Origin of the sequence: Sulfurimonas sp. (assembly GCF_018698455.1) — a bacterium.
Lineage (GTDB): Bacteria > Campylobacterota > Campylobacteria > Campylobacterales > Sulfurimonadaceae > Sulfurimonas.
The window spans coordinates 15,728-34,156 of record NZ_JABIOQ010000014.1 but is presented as its reverse complement, the minus strand read 5'-3'; the positions used below and the strand labels follow the sequence as shown (position 1 = coordinate 34,156).

Genomic DNA, 18,429 nt, shown 5'->3' with positions numbered 1-18,429 from the left:
ATGAAAGTAGTTGAAGGTAAATTAAAAGTAATTAACGGAAAAAAGATAGCGATAGTAAGTACAAGATGGAATCACTTTATAGTTGATAGACTTGTTGAAGGTGCAGAAGATGCATTTAAACGCCATGGTGGAAATGATGAAGATATCACACATGTTTTAATCCCTGGTGCATTTGAACTTCCAATGGTAGTGGATCAACTACTAGCTTCTGGAAAGTATGACGCTGTTTGTGCTCTTGGTGCAGTTATAAGAGGGGCAACTCCTCACTTTGACTATGTTTCAGCTGAAGCGACAAAGGGAATAGCAACTATGAGTTTAAAGTACCAAAAACCAGTAAGTTTTGGACTTTTAACAACTGATACAATCGAGCAAGCAATAGAAAGAGCTGGAACTAAAGCTGGAAATAAAGGGTTTGAAGCAATGACTACGGTTATTGAAATGCTTGACCTTTATGAGGCTATATAATGGCAACTAGACATCACGCAAGAATGGCAGTAGTAAGTCTTCTTTATGCATTTGACTTAGGAAATGGAAACACTGCAGAACATGCAAATGAAATACTAGAAGAAAAAAAGATTCGTAACAAACAAAAAGATTTTGCACTTACTCTTTATGATGGAGTAATGGAACATTTAGAAGCTTGTGATAAAGCGATAGTTGAAAGTCTAAAAGAGTGGGATTTTGAGCGTTTAGGAACTATTGAACGGGCTACACTGCGTTTAGCTACTTATGAGATTTTATATGGTGAGTTAGATTCTGCTGTTGTCATTAACGAGGCAGTTGAAATTACTAAAGCGTTTGGTACTGAGCAATCACCAAAATTTATTAATGGCGTTTTAGACGGTATATCTAAACTTAAAAACTAAATTATGAAAGCTTTCGTTCTATTATTTATTTTTGTAAACTCTTTCGTTTTTGGAGCTAATCAGTGCATAGTCTGTCATGAGGGTATAGAAGATATCCGTGATAGAAACTCGAGCATGATGCAAGAGATACTCAAGATTGCACAAAAGGCTGGACACAAAGACAATGACTGTATAGTTTGTCACGGTGGTAATCCAAAGTCAAAGAGAAAAAAGTATGCACATAATGGAACAGTAAAGTATTTTAAAGAAAATAAGGGCCCGAAAAATTATTATCCGGCACCTGCTTCTACATGGGTAAATGAAAACACTTGTGGAATGTGTCATGCGTCACAAGTTGGTGCACAGATGAACTCTTTGATGATGACTGAACAAGGTAAGATTCAAGGGGCAATGTGGAGTTTTGGTCAAAATGATGGGTACAAGCACGAAGTAGGAACATATAAAACGGCAAACCCTAAAGACAAAAACTCCAGACTAGGTACGGATGTATATAAAAAGTATATGGAAAAACTAGCGACTATGGAACCACAGGCATTTCCTAAGCAAATGAGACAACTTCGAGATGCTCCAACAGTTGAAGAAGTACACAAAGATCCATCTTTAGCTGTTTATACATATCTTCGTCAAGAGTGCCTACGCTGCCATACTGGTAGTAAAGGACGAGAAAAACGCGGTGATTTTAGAGGAATTGGCTGTGCATCGTGTCATGTTCCATACTCTAATGAGGGTTTTTATGAAGGAAATGATAAAGCAACTTCAAAGAAAAATCCAGGTCATATGCTTACTCACCAACTCCAATCTTCTCGTAAGGTAAAAGTAAAAGTAAACGATGTAGAGTATTCCGGAGTTCCAGTTGAGACATGCGCTACTTGTCATAACCGTGGTAAAAGAATAGGTGTTTCTTACCAAGGTCTTATGGAAACTGCGTATAACTCAACATTTGATAAACAAGGCAATGGTCAACCAAAACTTCATACTAAACGCTATCTTCATATGAAAGAAGATATTCACTATCAAAAGGGGATGTTATGTCAGGATTGTCATACATCAAATGACCTTCATGGAGATGGCTTTTTAGGTGGAGCAAACTTAGCCGCGGTTGAGGTTGAGTGTCAAGATTGTCACGGAACAACAACTTCTTACCCTTGGGAACTTCCTATTGGTTACTCTGATGAGTTCGAAGATGAGGTGAAAAAAGGTAAAGCACGTGGTGTTGCTCAAAATGTAGCTGATTATCTAAAGCAAGGATATGTACCAGAGAAAGAAGATGGTTTTATACTTACAGCACGTGGTAATCCATTACCAAAGGCTGTTAAAAAGGGCAATACAATCATAATGCATCTTGCATCCGGAAAAGACATAGAACTAAAACCTTTGAAGCTTTTAAAAGCTCAAAATAAGCTATCTAAAAAAGCACTCGTTGCAATGGATGTGATTGAAGCACATACAACGGAGCTTGAGTGCTACACTTGTCATGCTGCATGGGCACCACAATGTTATGGATGTCATGTAAAAGTTGACTACTCTGGTGGAAAACAAAACCCTGACTTTTTAAAAGCTTCACATGATAAAGATATCCACGGTACAACGGGTGGAATGCGTGACTTGAAGAAGTACTTAGTCCCAGGAAAAGTAACAGAAACAAGAAGTTTTTTAAGATGGGAAGACCCAGCACTTGCTCAAAACGGTGAGGGTCGCATCACTCCAGTTATCCCAGGTTGTCAGACTACAATTACTGTAATTGGGCAAGATGGCGAAGCACTTTTACAAAACCATATCTTTAAAATACCAAATGTCGAAGGTGCTGGTGAAGAAGGACAAAATGCTATTGATATGTCCCCTGTTCAACCACATACTATAAGTAAAGAGTCTAGAACTTGTGAATCTTGTCACTCTTCAGATAAGGCACTTGGTTTAGGTATAGGTGGCGGAAAAATGAATGGTGATGCCACTAAAACAACTATTATGGATTTAATGACTGCTGATAAAAAGTTACTTGTAAAAAAGACGGATGAGCAAATACCTGCAATTCCTAACCTAAAGTATGATTATTCTCAGTTTGTTGATGAAAATGGTACACAGGTAATGACTGTTGGTCATCACTTTAAACTTTCACAAGCCCTTTCAAAAGAGCAGAGAGATAAGTTAGATAGAAGAGGTGTTTGTATCTCTTGTCATATAAATATACCTGATGGTAATTTAGCAGTATCTGCAATGACACATGTTGCCCAAATGGCTGAAGTTAACATAGATAACAAAGAGCATAGGAGCATAGTTTCTAAAGTAATGAACCTAAGTGCATGGGTTCAAATATTTGGACTTATGATTTTTATGATGATTATTTTTTATATAGCTTACACTGTTTTTGTTAAGAAAAAATCGATAAACCCTAAAAATAAAGGTTGGAAATAATGAGTAAAATTGTACGCCAAAGAATGACTAAAGAAGAGGCTCTCGATTTAATAAAGAATGCTGATTTAAAGGAACTTGGCCGGATGGCTAGTGCTCGTAAAAAAGAACTTCACCCAAAAGGTATTACCACTTTTGTAATTGATAGAAATATTAACTATACGAACATTTGTTGGGTTGACTGTAAGTTTTGTGCCTTTTATAGACATGAAAAAGATGCAGATGCTTACGTTTTAACTTTCGAAGAGATAGATGACAAAATAGACGAACTTCTTGAAATCGGTGGTACACAGATACTTTTTCAAGGTGGAGTACACCCTAAGCTAAAAATAGAGTGGTACGAGGATTTAGTTGAACATATTCATACTAAATACCCGAGTATTACTATTCACGGTTTTTCTTCTATTGAGCTAGATTTTATTGCTAAGGTTTCTCGCATAACAATTGGAGAAGTGCTATCGCGTTTAAAAGTAAAAGGTTTAGCTTCCATACCTGGTGCTGGTGCAGAAATACTTTCAGATAAAGTTCGTGATATCATCGCTCCAAAGAAAATAGATGCGGAAGTTTGGGTAAATGTACATCGTCAAGCTCATAAACTCGACATCATGAGTACTGCTACTATGATGTATGGAACAGTTGAAACTGATGAACAGATTGTAGATCACTTTGATATGATACGAAACCTTCAAGATGAAACTGGTGGTTTTCGTGCATTTATCATGTGGAGTTTTCAGGGAAAAAATACTGAACTTTTAGCTTTGATTCCAGATATGGACAAACCATCTTCAAACCGTTACCTGCGTTTACTCGCAGTTGCACGACTTTACATTGATAATGTGCCAAACATACAAAGTTCTTGGGTAACACAAGGTCCTTACATCGGTCAGATGGCACTGCGTTTTGGAGCAAATGATCTTGGTTCTACTATGATGGAAGAAAATGTTGTAAGTTCTGCAGGCGCAGCTTATGTAATGGCTAAAGAAGAGATGGTACAACTCATTAAAGACATAGATGAAATACCAGCTGTAAGAAATACAGCATATGAAACATTAGAAATTTTCAACTAGATATAATGAAAATATTTTTAACACTACTAATAATAGGACAGATACTTATGGCAGCTAAAACAGAAACAATAGAAATCAAGGGTGTAAAAATCCCTTTAATCTATGAAGAAGACAACAGATTACCACTTGTAAGTACACAAATAGTTTTTACAAACAGTGGAAGTATCACTGATATTCAAAAGGCAGGTTTAGCCAAAGTATCAGCTAAGATTTTAAATGAGGGTACAAAAACAGAGGGTTCTAATGCTTTTGCTGAGGCACTTGAATCTAAGGCCATTAGTATCTCTGCTCATTCAGGAACTGAAACTTTTGTTTTAGAAGTAAGTTCTTTAAAAGATGAGTATGCAAATAGTATGAATTGCTTAGAGACACTGTTAAAAGACCCTAACTATTCTGCTAAAGCACTCGAGAAGATAAAAACTATGACAGTTGGTGGTTTGAGTCGTAAAGAGAATGACTTTGATTATATTGCAGGGAATGAACTTAAAAGTCTTTTGTTTACTGGTTCTGTTCTTGCACAGCCATCAAGTGGAACGAAAGAGAGTGTTGAAAGTATTAATATGACAGATGTAAAGAAATTTACAGCAGAACATATAGTACTTTCTCGTGCTATTGTTGTTGTTGGTGGTGATATTGATATTAAACTTGTTAAAAAGACACTTACTGAGGTTTTATCTACATTAGAAGTTGGAAAAAGTGAGCCTTTAGTACAGATTAAAGTTGATAAAAAAATTAAAAATTCTGTACTTAAACGCGAGACTGAACAAGCATATGTTTATTTTGGTTCGCCATATGACATCAGTATAGATTCCTCTGAGTTTTACAAGGCTAGAGTTGCTATGTTTATACTTGGTACAGGTGGATTTGGTTCACGTTTAATGGAAGAAGTACGTGTAAAACGTGGTCTTGCTTACTCTGCATACGCAAGAGTAAATGTGACAAAATCTAGCTCTTATATGAGCGGTTATTTACAAACAAAACTTGAGTCTATGGAAGAAGCTAAAGCAACAGTTAAAGAAGTGATAGCTACTTTTGTTAAAAAGGGTGTGACTAAAGATGAATTAGAGCAGACGAAAAAGTTCATACTTGGTTCAGAGCCATTACGTGTTGAGACTATGAGTCAGCGTTTAAGTAGAACTTTTCAGGAGTACTATAAAGGTTTTGAGCTAGGAAGTTCTGAACTAGAACTAGAACAGATCCAAAATCTAAAACTCAAAGATTTAAACAAGTATATTAAAGAGCATAAAGAGATTCTAGACATAAGCTTCGCAATAGTTACAAAATAGCTTTAAAGTGTGGCATATTGCCATGTTTTCTACTAAGCATTACAAAAAATATTATAATTGTACAATCGGTTGTCGATTATGATGTATGAGTTGTATTGTGAGGTGGAAGGTGGGACAGGGTCAGCCTTGTAACCAAAAGGATGTAACAATGCGATTAAGCGTCATAATTGTTATACTTTTAGTTCTTTATGAACTAAGGTTATATTAAAAGCTTTTAGAGAGTTGATGCTCTCTAATTGTCCCAACTGATAAAATTATAGCATAAATTTTAATTCTTGAAAGTAATATGTCAATTCTAGTTAAATAAGATAAATAGAGATAATAATGAATAATCAAGAAAAAATATTAATTTTAGAAAAATATTTATTGAGTAAGGAAGAAATAATTAATAAAATAGATTTTGTAATATCAAAAATGATACTTCATGAACATGAAGATGTTTCAGACCAAATCATAGAAAATTATTTAAGTATATAACATTGGCAACTACTTTAATAGGTCAAATTGATAGAATCCTTTTTGAAGAAGATGGCTTTTTTATAGCTGTTTTAAAGTCTGATGAGAAGATAAGTGGTACTTATTATGAGAGTTCTGTTGAAAATATAAAAGGTTCTGCAATCACTCTAAGTGGTGAGTGGCATGAGCATAAAAAACATGGCAAAACTTTCAAGTTTGACTCCCTCAAAGTAAATCAAAACGAACTCTTTTTCTTCTTAAACAAAATCATCAAAGGCTTCACTAAAAAACTCTCAGCAGATTTAATTGAGCAGTTTGGACAAGAGGGGCTTATAGATATACTCGATAACGACATCGAGAGACTATTAGAATTTAAAGGTATTAAAGAGAAACGACTTAAAAAGATTCAGAACTCTTGGAAACAATTTCGTTCCATGAGAGAACTCGGAGAATTTTTAAGTCCTTTTGACGTTTCACCAGCTCTTTTAACTACTATAGCAACTGCGATGAAAGATGTTGACGCACCCTGTGCAAAAATAAAAGAAAACCCATATGTCCTGACAAATATAAACTCCATAGGTTTTAAAAGAGCAGATGAACTTGCTCTTAAAATGGGAGTAGAAAAAGAAGATGAAGGGCGTATTAGCTCTGCTATGGATTATGTTTTGCTTAATTACTGCGAAGCACAAGGAAACTCTTGTATCTCTAAAGAAGTTCTTTTTAGTGGGCTCGATGAGTTGTTACTTTTTACAAATAGGACGAACCTTTATGAAGCTGCTTTAGTTGAGAGAGTAGGTGAGGGAAGCATAGTCATTATGAAGAACAACCGTGTTTCACCTTCTAGACTTTATGATGCAGAAAAGTTTTTATATGATGACTTTGCTACTCGTTCGAAGATAAAAAATAGCGGTTTTGTTGGCGATTTAGATGCTTTTTTAAAAGAGTCAGAATTAAAACTTGGAGAGCAACAAACAGAAGCTGTCCAAATGATAAACTCAGGAGTAGGACTTCTGTTTTTAGTTGGTTATGCAGGAACAGGAAAGAGTACAACTTCAAAAACAATTTTAGAAATACTCAACACAAGATATGATAAAAAAGAAATCATGACATGTGCTTTAAGTGGGATAGCATCTCAGCGTATAAGTGACACAACTGGGTATGAGTCGGCTACGATTCAGTCTTTACTTATAAAGCATGAGAGTCTAGATACTTTTCCTTATTCCGTTGTGCTTATTGATGAGGCTTCTATGATAAACTCTTCGCTTTTTGCGCGACTTATGAGAAAGATATCTAAAAAGGCTGTAGTAATCATCGTAGGTGATGATGCACAACTTCCTCCGATTGGAGCAGGCAATGTACTGAGTGATGTTTTAGAACTCTCTCTTGCGCCTATAGTAAAGCTAACAAAGATTTATAGACAGAGTGAAGAACAAGCCATAACCCTTATAGCCAATGATATCCGAAAAGGGAATGTACCTCATTATAGAGAGAAGTATGATGACTTTGAATTTACAGATGTGAGTATACAAAACTACTATTCTCTACGAAACCAACTTTCCCAAGATGAACTCAAAAATCTTCGTGATGAGAACTCTAACAATATCGTGGCCGAAATAGTACACAGAGTTGTAGAGTCCATAGAAAAAGCTAGGTACAGACTAAAGAATAAACAGATAAAAGAGTATCTAAATTACTTTCAAGTCATAACACCTATGAAGGGTGGCATACTAGGCACTACAAACCTAAACAAAGTTCTCCAAGACTACTTTAACCCAAACCCGAGCAAGTGTGTTAAACGCGGTAGTTTAGAGTTTCGTTTAATGGATAAAGTAGTCCATACAAAAAATGAAAACATGACTTCTTGGAGTGGGGATGGTTTTAAGACGGGAGAGGAGTCTAGTGTTAGAAGAATATTTAACGGAATGAGTGGACTCCTTTTTAAGATAGAAGAAGATGATGAACAGCTTTTTGTTTTTTATCCAAATGAAGATGTCGTAGTGGTGTATGAGTATGAAGAGTTAAAGTCTCACCTGATGCTCTCATATGCTCTGACAATTCATAAAGTGCAAGGTATGGAGTATGACATAGTGGTAATTCCTATGAGTTTCACACACTTCATTATGCATAATACAAAGCTTATCTATACTGCGATTACTCGTGCAAAACATAAGTGTATTTTAGTGGGAGAGGGCGGTGCTTTTGAGAGTGGATGTAAAAAGTTTGAATCCACACGGAGAGATACCGTGCTTTTAGAGCTTTAGAATAATATAGTACAGTTTCTTAAGATTAAGCGATAATTTTCATCGCATATGCTTCCAAAAATACAAATACTCCCCTAATATTAGCCAGTTTTAAGCTGATAGTAGAGGACACTCTTTATGTCTATTAATAATGTGATTTAAGGTTTAGTTAACTATAATGGGAATGAATACAAAAGTTCATTGTTTTACTGTACTTTCATAAGGAAAGTATTTATATGTTATGAATTTACTTGACAATGTCAATATTTAATTTATTAAAATTAACTCTTTTTTAATTTTTTGAGTTAATATTTAACTAGTTGTAGTTTCAAGACTTATGGGTTAAATTCTTACCTAAAAAAGGTGGGAAATATGACTCAAAGAGATATGGCTGGGGATATTGATGTTACACTTGGGTGAAAACTGTAGTTAGATTCTAAGTATTTACTCGCATATAAAGCAATACCTTCATCTTGATTTGATATATTTCCGACACTTAAAATAGCTATTTGTTTTTTATTCATGCCGCATTTTAACTAAATACACCAATAAAAAAAATAAAGGATTAGGTGAAGATAAAAAAGAAGTGTATACTTTCAAAAATGCATTATATATGCTAAAAGTTAAGATAGTTAAGGAAGAATAAGATGAATAGAAATGCTAAGATTCAAAAACTGTACGATAAACGCCTCAAAAGTGCTAGAAAGAAGTTAAACACTTCGTCTAAACCGCGTTATATCTGTAAAGCAGATAGAGCAAAAATGGAAGAAGAAAACTCTACAGAAGAGTCTAGTAGTAAAACAAGCTAATCATCGCATAATTTTTGACAGCCTTCTCTAGCTTCTTGCAAATTCTTATTTATATGTTTAATAATGATTTAATGTTACTTATTATAGAATTTTCTTATATAAGTATTTAAAATGCCAAACTTGTTGCGAAGCAAGGACGGAAAGCTTATGGGTCTTATGTTATTAAGATAGCCGAGTTGCAAATATTCTTCAACATTATACTTGCCACCTATAATTCTTATTAAACCTTAAAAACTTTAAACATTTAGGAGAATAAAATGAAAAAATTACTTTCATATAGTTCGATTATTACTGCTCTTTTTCTTGTAGGATGTAATTCTCAAGAGACCACAGACGATAGTGCAAAAGTACAAGGTAATACTGAATCATGTAAGCAAGAGTATTTTAATGACTCTGTTTCTTTAGCACTTAGCTCATGTGTCTCTTGCCACTCTTCTGGCGGTGACTACAAGGGTAATAGGTTAGTTTTAGCGAGTCCTCTTGGTGATAATAAGGCTGAAAATTATAATATTTTACAGACCTATATAAAATCAGCAGGATCACAACTTGTCCAAAAAGGTTCAAATGAAGTTTCTCATAGTGGGGGTGTACAGCTAACTGGTACTGCTAAAGATAATGTTGAAGAATTTGTTGCATATGTTAAAGACACCAAGACATGTGTAAGTGCCACTCAAAATACAACACTTACAAATGCAGCAGTATCACTGCTCTCGCCCACAAAAACTCTTAGAAGTGCCTCTTATGCCATACAAGGAAAAGCACCAAATAGTGATGAAATAAACAGTGTAAAATCTATAGAAGACATAGATGCTTCCCTTGACAAATATATGCAAAGCAAAGCTTTTTATGACTGGGTTAGACTTAGTTTTAACGATGTACTATTAACAGACTTTTATACACCTGGACATGATGGAGAAAACCTTTTAAGTAGTACGGACTTTCCACAAAGGAGATGGTGGGAAGATATTGATGATGGTGAATACAACGAAATTGACAACTACACAAACTATGCAATATCACGAGAAGCGATAGAGTTAATAGTCCATGTAATCAAAGAGAACCGTCCATTTAGTGAGATATTAACAGCTGATTATGTAATGGTAAATCCATTTTCTGCAAAAACATATGACATTGACATAAGTGGGTTTACATATGTGCATGAGTTAAATGTCACTAAAGACGAGATAGAAGCAAAATATCCACAAGATGTATTTAGAGAAGCAAAAATAGATGGTATTCCTCATGCAGGAATTTTTACAACTATCACTTACTTAAATAGATTTCCTTCTACAAATACTAACTTGGACCGTCACAGATCTGCTAAAGCACAGATTTTCTTTCTAGATACAGATATATTAGGATTGGCAAATCGTCCGCTAAATTCTGATGAAGTAGTAAGCGATACAGCAACATGGACAAATCCTAACTGTACAGTATGTCACAATGTGATGGAGCCTATAGCAAGTGCTTTTAAAAACTGGGATAATAATGGTAGATATAGACCTGGTTTTCGTGGAGACGTAGCACAAACTGCTGGAATAAGCTTGTCAAATACTGCACCACAAAGTGCATCAGGAAACTTACTACAATGGTTAGCAGGTGAAATTACAAAAGATGAACGTTTTGCTAAGTCTATAGTAAAGCTGTTTTATAAAGCACTGTTAGGAAGAGATGCATTAACTCAGCCTGTCAGTGACGATATTGACTATGTCAATAAACTAGAAGCATATACATATGAAAATTCTATTTTAGAGGCTATTAAAGATAAGTTTATAGCAAGTAGTCTTGATGCTAAACTTGTTATAAAAGAGATTGTAAAGTCACCACTCTATAGAGCTGTAGCAACTGGGAGTACAAATAGTGTACTCTCAGAGAGACTAGGGCAGGCTAAACTTATAACGCCAGAAGCACTTAACAGTAAAATATATGATGTTATGGGTTACTACTGGAGTATATATAGAAGACAAGGTGATGCTGACAACAATAGATCATATACTCACAGACTTCTAAGAGATGATAATTACAAGATACTTTATGGAGGTATTAACTCAGGATCTATTTCAACTAGAGTAGAAGAGCTTAATGGCGTTATGGCAAGTATTCAGACTCGTATGGCTCTTCAGATGTCATGCTATCCTGTTTCAAGAGATTTTTATTTTCCTGCTAGTGAACGTAAGCTTTTCCCATATGTGAGTACAACATTAGAACCTGAAAATGAATTTTTTATCGCAGCGATAAAGAAAAATATTCAGCATCTTCATAAGCATATATTAGGCGAAGAACTTCCTCTAGGTACTGTTGAGCTAGAAAAGACATATGAGCTATTTATGCAAACGTATACTGCGGGTAAAAATCGTATTTCTCTTGGTGATGAATCAAAAGAAATAATGGATGTATGTGAACTTCACTATGATCCAGTAACTCGTGAAGGATTATACAATGATGGTAGAGCAGATGATCGAGTTTATCGAGATGCTAATTATGTTATCCGTTCATGGCAAGTAGTTGTCGCTTATCTTTTAAGTGATTTTAAATTTGTCTATGAAAATAGTGCAGAGTAAGGAGAATATTATGTTACGTAGAAATTTTTTGAAATACACATCGGTTGTTGCGGCAATGGCTCTTTTTCCAAACACACTTCAAGCAAATGTAGGCGATAACCCTCTTTGGGTGTTTGTTCAAGCATCTGGTGGTTGGGATCCAACATCTTTTTGTGACCCTAAAGGCTTCCTTGAAGAAGAGTTGGATTCAAATGACAACCCTACATCAGCAGCAATGAATAGGAGTTATGCAAATGTTGATATTGCAACATCAACTTCAGCTTCTGCTATTAAATATGCTCCAGTTAGAGGTTTAGATGACAACAATGTTGATTATGAATTCTCAACTTTTTTTGATAAGTTTGGTGCGGAACTTTTAGTCGTTAACGGAATAGATACTCAAACAAATGGTCATGACTCAGGTCGTAGATATATGATGAGTGGAAAACTTTCAGAGGGATACCCTGCTTTATCTGCCTTAGTTGCAGGTATAAGTAATCCTGCTTCTCCTTTAGCATTTATTACAGCTGGTGGATATGATGAAACATTTGGTGTTGTAGCAGGAACACGACTGAGCAATATGAATGCAATAAATGAACTCGCTTTTGTAAATCGATATAATGATGATAATAACTATTTTCATGATGATGATTTTAATAGAATTAAAGCAGCAAATGAAGCACGCACAAACAGAACAATAGCAAATCAAGGTCTGGAGTCTATTATAAAGTTAGCAAAACAATATGGTTTAGCTCATAGTGGCTCCAATGAACTTAAAAAATTAGTAGAGTTTTTACCAGATGATGTAAATACACACCCAGATAGAAACAATCAAGTTTTTTCTCAAGGTCGTTTTGCAATGGCGGGCTATAAGGCTGGACTGACTGCAAGTGTTAATATCAATTTTGGTAGTTTTGATACACATGGAAACCATGATGCTACTCATATACCAAGACTAGCTAGATTATTAAAAGGTGTAGATTTACTCAAACAAGAGGCAGAAAACCAAGGTATCTCTGATAATGTTATTTTTGTAATTGGCTCTGAATTTGGCAGAACACCTGGCTATAATAGTGGTAACGGTAAAGATCACTGGAGTGTTAGTTCTATGATGTTTATGGGTAAAGGAATTACAGGTGGCCGTGTTGTCGGTGCTTCTACTCATAGACACGATGCTTTAAAAGTAAACCCTACCACTTTAGCAGTTGATGAAAATGGGATAAATATAACTTATGCTCATATAAATAAAGCCATGCGAAAACTAGCAAAAATAGAGAATAACCAACTCTTAACACAATACTACCCCCTAGCTGGAACTATTGAAGATTTAGATATATTTTCATAAAATGTGTATCGTTAAGGAACTTTAAGTGAAATACTATAAAACCATTGTTGCTACTACTCTTGCACTCTTTTTCATTGGGTGTGGAGAAGAAACTCAAAAGTTAACACAACCAGTAAGTGCGGCAGATAGAGGATCACACTTTCAAGGAAGAGATTGCCTTTCCTGTCACAATCTTGACTTAGCTCCGAACAAACATCTAACAATAGCAGGTACACTTTATAAAAGTGCTAATGTTGAAGATATGAACGACTTAGAAAATACCTGTAATGCAGACTTGGCAGTTGAGTTTTTAGATGCTAGTTCGAATGTAGTTCACTCTACTGTAAACTACTATGATGAAGAGTCAAAAGGTAACCTTGGTCAAGGAAATGTATTTTTACTAGATAGACTCTTTAATGCTCCTCTTAATGGAACATATACTATGAGAATCATAACAAGAGACACAAACCAAACTCTAGCACAATCAAATTTTGCTTCTCATAGTTTTAGTAGTGCAGAATATTCTATAGATTCAGCAATAGACTTCAGCAATAGAATATCATGTAATGCTTGTCATAATAATGGTGTAACAAGTCCATTATTTGTACAATCAAATGTAAATTTATGTCAATAGGAATAAAATATGAAAAAAATTATAACAATGGTGCTACTAACACTCAGTCTATCTGCAGAAGTTACAAAAGGCGATAATGCGGTTGCTTTTAAACTTCAAACACTAGATGCTACTACATCATACTCTATGGATGACTTCAAAGGAGAAGTTGTACTGGTAAACTTATGGGCTAGTTGGTGTGGAGGATGTAAAAAAGAGATGCCAGAGTTTTTCACACTTCAACAAGAGTATAAGAGTGGCTTTAAAATAGTAACAGTAAGCATAGATAAGTCAAGTAGTAGCTCACAAGAGTTCCTAGAAAGTGTTGAAAAAGAGTTAGGCTATAAAAGACCATTTATAGCGTTATATGATCCTAGTAAATCTATGCCAAAAGCTTATGGTGCAAAAGGTATGCCATCTTCATACCTCATAGATAAACAAGGAGTAGTTAGAGATGTGATTGTGGGTAGTTTATCGCATGATGATATAGCTAAACTCAAAATTAAAATAGATAAATTAAAGTAATTTAAATGCAGTATATTTTTTTAGTATCATTAGTACTACTTACTGGATGTTCTGATGCACTTGTGCGAGTTATGCCTTATGAAAAAGAATATTTTGCACAAGATAAGATGAGCCTTTCACCTTTAGCGCAGAGAGCTGAACAAGAGAGTCATATCTTCTTAATACGTGAAGCAAGTGCAGGAGGAGATAGTAGTTTTCAAGGAGGATGTGGATGCAGGTGATGAAATCTCTTTTTATTAGTTTAATGCTTCTAGTACCATTTTTAAAATCTTATGCATCTTCTTTAAAAGACAGCACAACTGTAGGTTTGAACAGCTACAACGATACAGCAGATGTTCAAGTTTACTCCCCAACATTTTCATTAATGAAAACCCTTTCAAAAAACTTTTTAATTGGAGTAAAACTTAGAGTAGACACTATAGCTGCTGCAAGTTTTAAAAATGGAGGTAGTCCAGCTGTGGTTGATGTTGTGACTGGTGCATCTCCAAAAGAGGGCACTTTTGAAGAAGTTCGTTACGCTCCAACTTTAACTATGGCATATGAAGATACTAACAATGCTTTGAGTGGTGGTGTTTATTACTCTACTGAGAGTGACTATGAAGGTAGGGCATTTTTTATTAACTATACAAGACAACTCAATGAGCAAAATACAGCAATTGGAATAGGTATTTCACAATCAGATGATACATGGATTCCTGCATTTGACAGAAACCTTCCAAGAGATGATAGAAAAGAGGGTAAAATTGATATGTCGATAAATCAACTTTTATCCCCTACGGCATCCATTCAGTTTATATACTCACTTATGTATAGCGAAGGTTTTTTAGCATCTCCATACAACTATGTCAAACAAGATACTTTTGCAAAGTTTGAGAAATACCCTGAAACAAGAACAGCTCATGCATTCGCATTCAAGGGCATAGTAATGCTAAATGATAGAAACAGTATTAACTACTCATATAGATACTATGCAGATGATTGGGATATATCTTCACATACTGTTAGTACAGAATGGTTAAGTGATTTTGGAAGTAGTGTTACATCAGGATTACGATTAAGATATTATTCACAATCGGATGCATTTTTTGCTAAAGATGTTGGTGCTTATGGTTTAGATGACCAATACTTTGCGGTTGATTATAGAATGAGTGCTTTTGACTCTTATGATATTGGAATTCCTTTTATATACAAACCATCAATTTCTAGTCCATATAAAGTAACTGCGAGTATAGATATGTATCAAACAACTGAAAATGCATATATAAAAAATTGGTATGACATTGATAAAATAACAGCAGTATATACTACTCTATCTATAGAATACGATTTTTAATATTGAGATTTTTTGAAAAGGCTCTTGAAGCTAAAGTTATGAGTACAAAAATTCTCATAAGGGCAAATGTCTCAAAAAGTATTCTCTATCAAGCTTATAAAATAGCAACTGATTTTGAGAAGAGGTATAGTGCATACAAGCAAGACTCTTTTTTATATGAAATAAATACAACGGCCAGTAAAGAAAAAGTGTTTTGTGAAGAAGAAGATATTGTACTTTTTAAAAGATGCATTGAAGCATCAAGGCTTTGTGCTGGTGCATTTGACATTACCATTGGCTCTTTAAGTCATGGAGCATATCATTTTGGGTTTTCCAATCAAAAGCTAGCAAGTAAAGAAGAGCTAGAAGAGAAAAAGGAACTTGTCAACTACAAACTACTTGATATACAAGAGCAGAGTATATCATTTAAAAAGAGTGGAGTGAGGATAGACTTAGGTGGTATTGGTAAGGGGTATGTGTCTAAGTTAATAGCACTATATTTAAAAGAAGTAGGGGCAACAAAGGCACTTGTTGATGTAGGTGGAGAAATAGTTGGTTTTGGTAAAAGTTATAATATAGCTATAAAAGACCCCAACAGTGATGGGTCTATTGGTTTTATAAAGACTTCAAAAGATGCCATCTCTATTTCGACAAGTGGAGACTATGAAAGATTTATTGACTCACCACAAAACAACCATATACTCAACACACAAACTGGAATGTCATCTAACATATATAGTTCAGTTACAATTATACAAAACGGATTGGATATAGACCTACTAGATGCATATGCAACAGCACTTTTTAATAAGAATTCTAACTATTTAAAAGAGTTTACAAAAGCAAAAAACATTGGACTTATTGCAATTGAAAAAGACTCTAGCATGATACTCTCAAATATTAAGGGCCTAAAAGTATCTTCAGTTGCATTTAACTGTACGTAAATTTTTTGATCTACAACTATTTTAGTATTTATTAAATTTTGAAAAACTTTGTAATGTTTAACTCTTGTGCTTTGAGATCATATTTTTTTGAAACAGCTGTATTTTCAATACCTGAGTAACGACGAAAGAGTTGATGCATATCAGGGTAGGTTAGTTCTATCCCATTTTCTGATAGTTCTAAAGTTTGAGGATCGACTTTTTTAGCTTCAAGAAGGTCTGTAGTTTCTCCTATTACTTGGTTACCTTGGACTCGTCCTCCTAGAAGTAGCATACTAGTGATAGGCCAGTGATCTTTACCGTTAAAGGAGTTGTACTGAGGCGTCCTACCCATATCAGAGCCAACGACGATTACACTATCATCGTAAACCCCCATTTCTTTTAAGTCAGTGACTAAAGCATCTATCTGTTCTACGATTTCATCAATGCATAAAGGATGTTGTATGTCATGGTCTCCATGAGTATCCATTCCTCCTACTGCTCCACTTGTTCTTGCATTTATAACTAAACACATTTGCTCAGCTTTATAGGCCGCAATACCAAAATGTGTCGTTATCTCAATCTTTCTAAATCTTTGATTAGCAAAGTTGTAAAAAGTGGAGATTCATTCACAGGGGTGTAGTTTTATATTATACAAAAAAGCTTAGAAAAAAATCTAAGCTTTTAATTTTTTTTGCTTTAACCGTTATCAATAACTGTTAAAGTAAATGTAGTAGAACTAGTTCCACCATCAGTATTTAGAACTTTAATAGTAATACTATAATCAGTATCTCCACCTAAATCTCCATCCCAAGTAGCCACACCAGTTCCTGCATTAATAGTAAGTTTTCCACCTGTAGGGTCTCCAACTATGCTATAAACAGCACCAGCATTAACATTTGAAACTGTAGGAGCAGGTAAATCAGTAGTTATAAAACCACCATTATCATTAACACTTTGATTTGCTAACGATATAGTAGGACTTGATATTGCAGGAGTGTTATCTCTTGCTATAGCCTCAGCAGTTTTACTTACACCTGCACTACTTTGTATTTCCATATTTGTACCAAAGGCAATACTTTCAAATCTGTGAAGTTCTGAAAGATGAGGCTTGATATTTTTAGGCATACTGTAAGTAGAGAAGTCTGTAATGTCTGTAAATGCAATTTTGAAACCTGCATTTACTTGATTAGTCTTGCTGGAGATATTATCTACATACTCAGCAAAAAGATAACCGTATTGAGCAGAATAAACACTTACGATATTATTCTTTTCATTTTGATAGTTAAATCCTAATTTTGAGTTATTTGTAGGGTAGTAATCTACACCGACACCATATGAGAACTCATCATTACTAAACTCGTGAAATACTTGTCCTGCATTTGCTGTTGTATCTAGTACATCAAACCAACGCTTTGCTACTTCTAAGTAAGTTAATGAAGTTGTTTCATCTTTTACTTCATAATCAGCACCAACTTTAGAACCGTCAAGCTGAGTAATAGAACCACCAAGTTCAATATACAAATCATTGCTTATCATATAACCAGTACCTAAAGCACCAGAGTATTGATTAACTTTTGCATTTGTATTATCAGGAGCATACATTTTTTGATTTAAATAATTCAAACCAACTTTAATGTAATACTTTTCTAAAGGATTAAACTTTAAAACAGCACCAGTTTTGATAAAATCAGAAGTAGCTTCTAATTTTACTTTAACATTTTCACTGTCAAGCATAATACCTGCACCAGCAGAACTGTCCTGATTTTTATCAGTCTTTGCACCAACACCGTAAACATTTACAGTTGTATCTCTTACAGAAGCATTCGCTCCAACTACTAAACTTAAACCAACTAATCCAGTTATTAATAACTTTTTCATGATTTCTTCCTCACTTTTTATTTTAATTTTGTTACTTTTGCTTACAAAAGTACATTGTTTTACTGTACTTTCATAAGGAAAGTATTTATATGTTATGAATTTACTTGACAATGTCAAATTTTATTTATTAAAATTAACTCTTTTTTAATTTTTTGAGTTAATATTTAACTAGCAAAATAGA

The 18,429-nt window shown here is 34.5% G+C and carries 18 protein-coding genes and 1 riboswitch; of the genes, 15 read left to right on the top strand and 3 right to left on the bottom strand.

Going from position 1 to position 18,429, the window contains the following annotated elements; all coding sequences use genetic code 11:
* The 7 genes from ribE (at position 1) to HOG88_RS01945 (ending at position 8,345) form a co-directional block, all read left to right on the top strand.
* The gene (gene ribE / locus HOG88_RS01975; RefSeq protein ID WP_295002584.1) at positions 1-465 is read left to right on the top strand and encodes a 6,7-dimethyl-8-ribityllumazine synthase; all 465 of its coding nucleotides are present in this window, start codon (positions 1-3) and stop codon (positions 463-465) included.
* On the top strand, positions 465-866 hold the full coding sequence (nusB, locus tag HOG88_RS01970) for a transcription antitermination factor NusB (RefSeq protein WP_295002582.1): 402 nt from the start codon (positions 465-467) through the stop codon (positions 864-866). The genes ribE and nusB overlap by 1 nt, the downstream gene beginning before the upstream one ends.
* A gap of 3 nt (positions 867-869) precedes the next feature.
* Complete coding sequence (locus tag HOG88_RS01965) at positions 870-3,278, top strand: multiheme c-type cytochrome (RefSeq protein WP_295002580.1); 2,409 nt, start codon at positions 870-872, stop codon at positions 3,276-3,278.
* Positions 3,278-4,342 (top strand): dehypoxanthine futalosine cyclase, encoded by a 1,065-nt coding sequence (locus tag HOG88_RS01960; RefSeq protein WP_295002578.1) that lies wholly within the window; start codon positions 3,278-3,280, stop codon positions 4,340-4,342. The genes HOG88_RS01965 and HOG88_RS01960 overlap by 1 nt, the downstream gene beginning before the upstream one ends.
* A gap of 5 nt (positions 4,343-4,347) precedes the next feature.
* Positions 4,348-5,628, top strand: coding sequence for a pitrilysin family protein (locus HOG88_RS01955; protein ID WP_295002576.1), 1,281 nt, complete (start codon positions 4,348-4,350; stop codon positions 5,626-5,628).
* Between the two features lie 324 nt (positions 5,629-5,952).
* A complete protein-coding gene (locus HOG88_RS01950) occupies positions 5,953-6,105 on the top strand; it encodes a hypothetical protein (protein ID WP_295002574.1) in 153 nt (50 codons plus the stop codon).
* Between the two features lie 2 nt (positions 6,106-6,107).
* Positions 6,108-8,345, top strand: coding sequence for an AAA family ATPase (locus HOG88_RS01945; RefSeq protein ID WP_295002573.1), 2,238 nt, complete (start codon positions 6,108-6,110; stop codon positions 8,343-8,345).
* A 356-nt stretch (positions 8,346-8,701) separates the two neighbouring features.
* On the opposite strand, the gene HOG88_RS01940 is transcribed toward HOG88_RS01945, so the two are convergent.
* A complete protein-coding gene (locus HOG88_RS01940) occupies positions 8,702-8,848 on the bottom strand; it encodes a hypothetical protein (RefSeq protein ID WP_295002571.1) in 147 nt (48 codons plus the stop codon).
* Between the two features lie 123 nt (positions 8,849-8,971).
* Here HOG88_RS01940 and HOG88_RS01935 point away from each other — a divergent pair, with 123 nt between their 5' ends.
* From HOG88_RS01935 to HOG88_RS01900, 8 genes are all read left to right on the top strand, one after another.
* Positions 8,972-9,133 carry a DUF2986 domain-containing protein gene (locus tag HOG88_RS01935; protein ID WP_295002568.1) on the top strand — a complete coding sequence of 54 codons (162 nt, stop codon included), beginning with the start codon at positions 8,972-8,974 and terminating at the stop codon, positions 9,131-9,133.
* A 103-nt stretch (positions 9,134-9,236) separates the two neighbouring features.
* Positions 9,237-9,317, top strand: a riboswitch (cyclic di-GMP riboswitch).
* A 73-nt stretch (positions 9,318-9,390) separates the two neighbouring features.
* Positions 9,391-11,694, top strand: coding sequence for a DUF1592 domain-containing protein (locus tag HOG88_RS01930; RefSeq protein ID WP_295002566.1), 2,304 nt, complete (start codon positions 9,391-9,393; stop codon positions 11,692-11,694).
* A gap of 10 nt (positions 11,695-11,704) precedes the next feature.
* Positions 11,705-13,018, top strand: a complete 1,314-nt coding sequence (locus tag HOG88_RS01925; protein WP_295002564.1) for a DUF1501 domain-containing protein — start codon at positions 11,705-11,707, stop codon at positions 13,016-13,018.
* A gap of 25 nt (positions 13,019-13,043) precedes the next feature.
* Positions 13,044-13,631, top strand: coding sequence for a hypothetical protein (locus HOG88_RS01920; RefSeq protein ID WP_295002562.1), 588 nt, complete (start codon positions 13,044-13,046; stop codon positions 13,629-13,631).
* A gap of 9 nt (positions 13,632-13,640) precedes the next feature.
* A complete protein-coding gene (locus HOG88_RS01915; protein ID WP_295002560.1) occupies positions 13,641-14,135 on the top strand; it encodes a TlpA disulfide reductase family protein in 495 nt (164 codons plus the stop codon).
* A 5-nt stretch (positions 14,136-14,140) separates the two neighbouring features.
* The gene (locus HOG88_RS01910; protein WP_295002558.1) at positions 14,141-14,356 is read left to right on the top strand and encodes a DUF4266 domain-containing protein; all 216 of its coding nucleotides are present in this window, start codon (positions 14,141-14,143) and stop codon (positions 14,354-14,356) included.
* Positions 14,347-15,468 carry a DUF3570 domain-containing protein gene (locus HOG88_RS01905; protein WP_295002556.1) on the top strand — a complete coding sequence of 374 codons (1,122 nt, stop codon included), beginning with the start codon at positions 14,347-14,349 and terminating at the stop codon, positions 15,466-15,468. The genes HOG88_RS01910 and HOG88_RS01905 overlap by 10 nt, the downstream gene beginning before the upstream one ends.
* Before the next feature lie 38 nt (positions 15,469-15,506).
* The gene (locus HOG88_RS01900) at positions 15,507-16,391 is read left to right on the top strand and encodes an FAD:protein FMN transferase (protein WP_295002554.1); all 885 of its coding nucleotides are present in this window, start codon (positions 15,507-15,509) and stop codon (positions 16,389-16,391) included.
* 31 nt (positions 16,392-16,422) lie between these two features.
* On the opposite strand, the gene HOG88_RS01895 is transcribed toward HOG88_RS01900, so the two are convergent.
* Together HOG88_RS01895 and HOG88_RS01890 are read right to left on the bottom strand one after the other, a co-directional pair.
* Positions 16,423-16,902, bottom strand: coding sequence for a DUF1501 domain-containing protein (locus tag HOG88_RS01895; RefSeq protein WP_295002552.1), 480 nt, complete (start codon positions 16,900-16,902; stop codon positions 16,423-16,425).
* 164 nt (positions 16,903-17,066) lie between these two features.
* Positions 17,067-18,248, bottom strand: a complete 1,182-nt coding sequence (locus HOG88_RS01890; RefSeq protein WP_295002550.1) for a cadherin repeat domain-containing protein — start codon at positions 18,246-18,248, stop codon at positions 17,067-17,069.
* Positions 18,249-18,429: the final 181 nt, after the last annotated feature.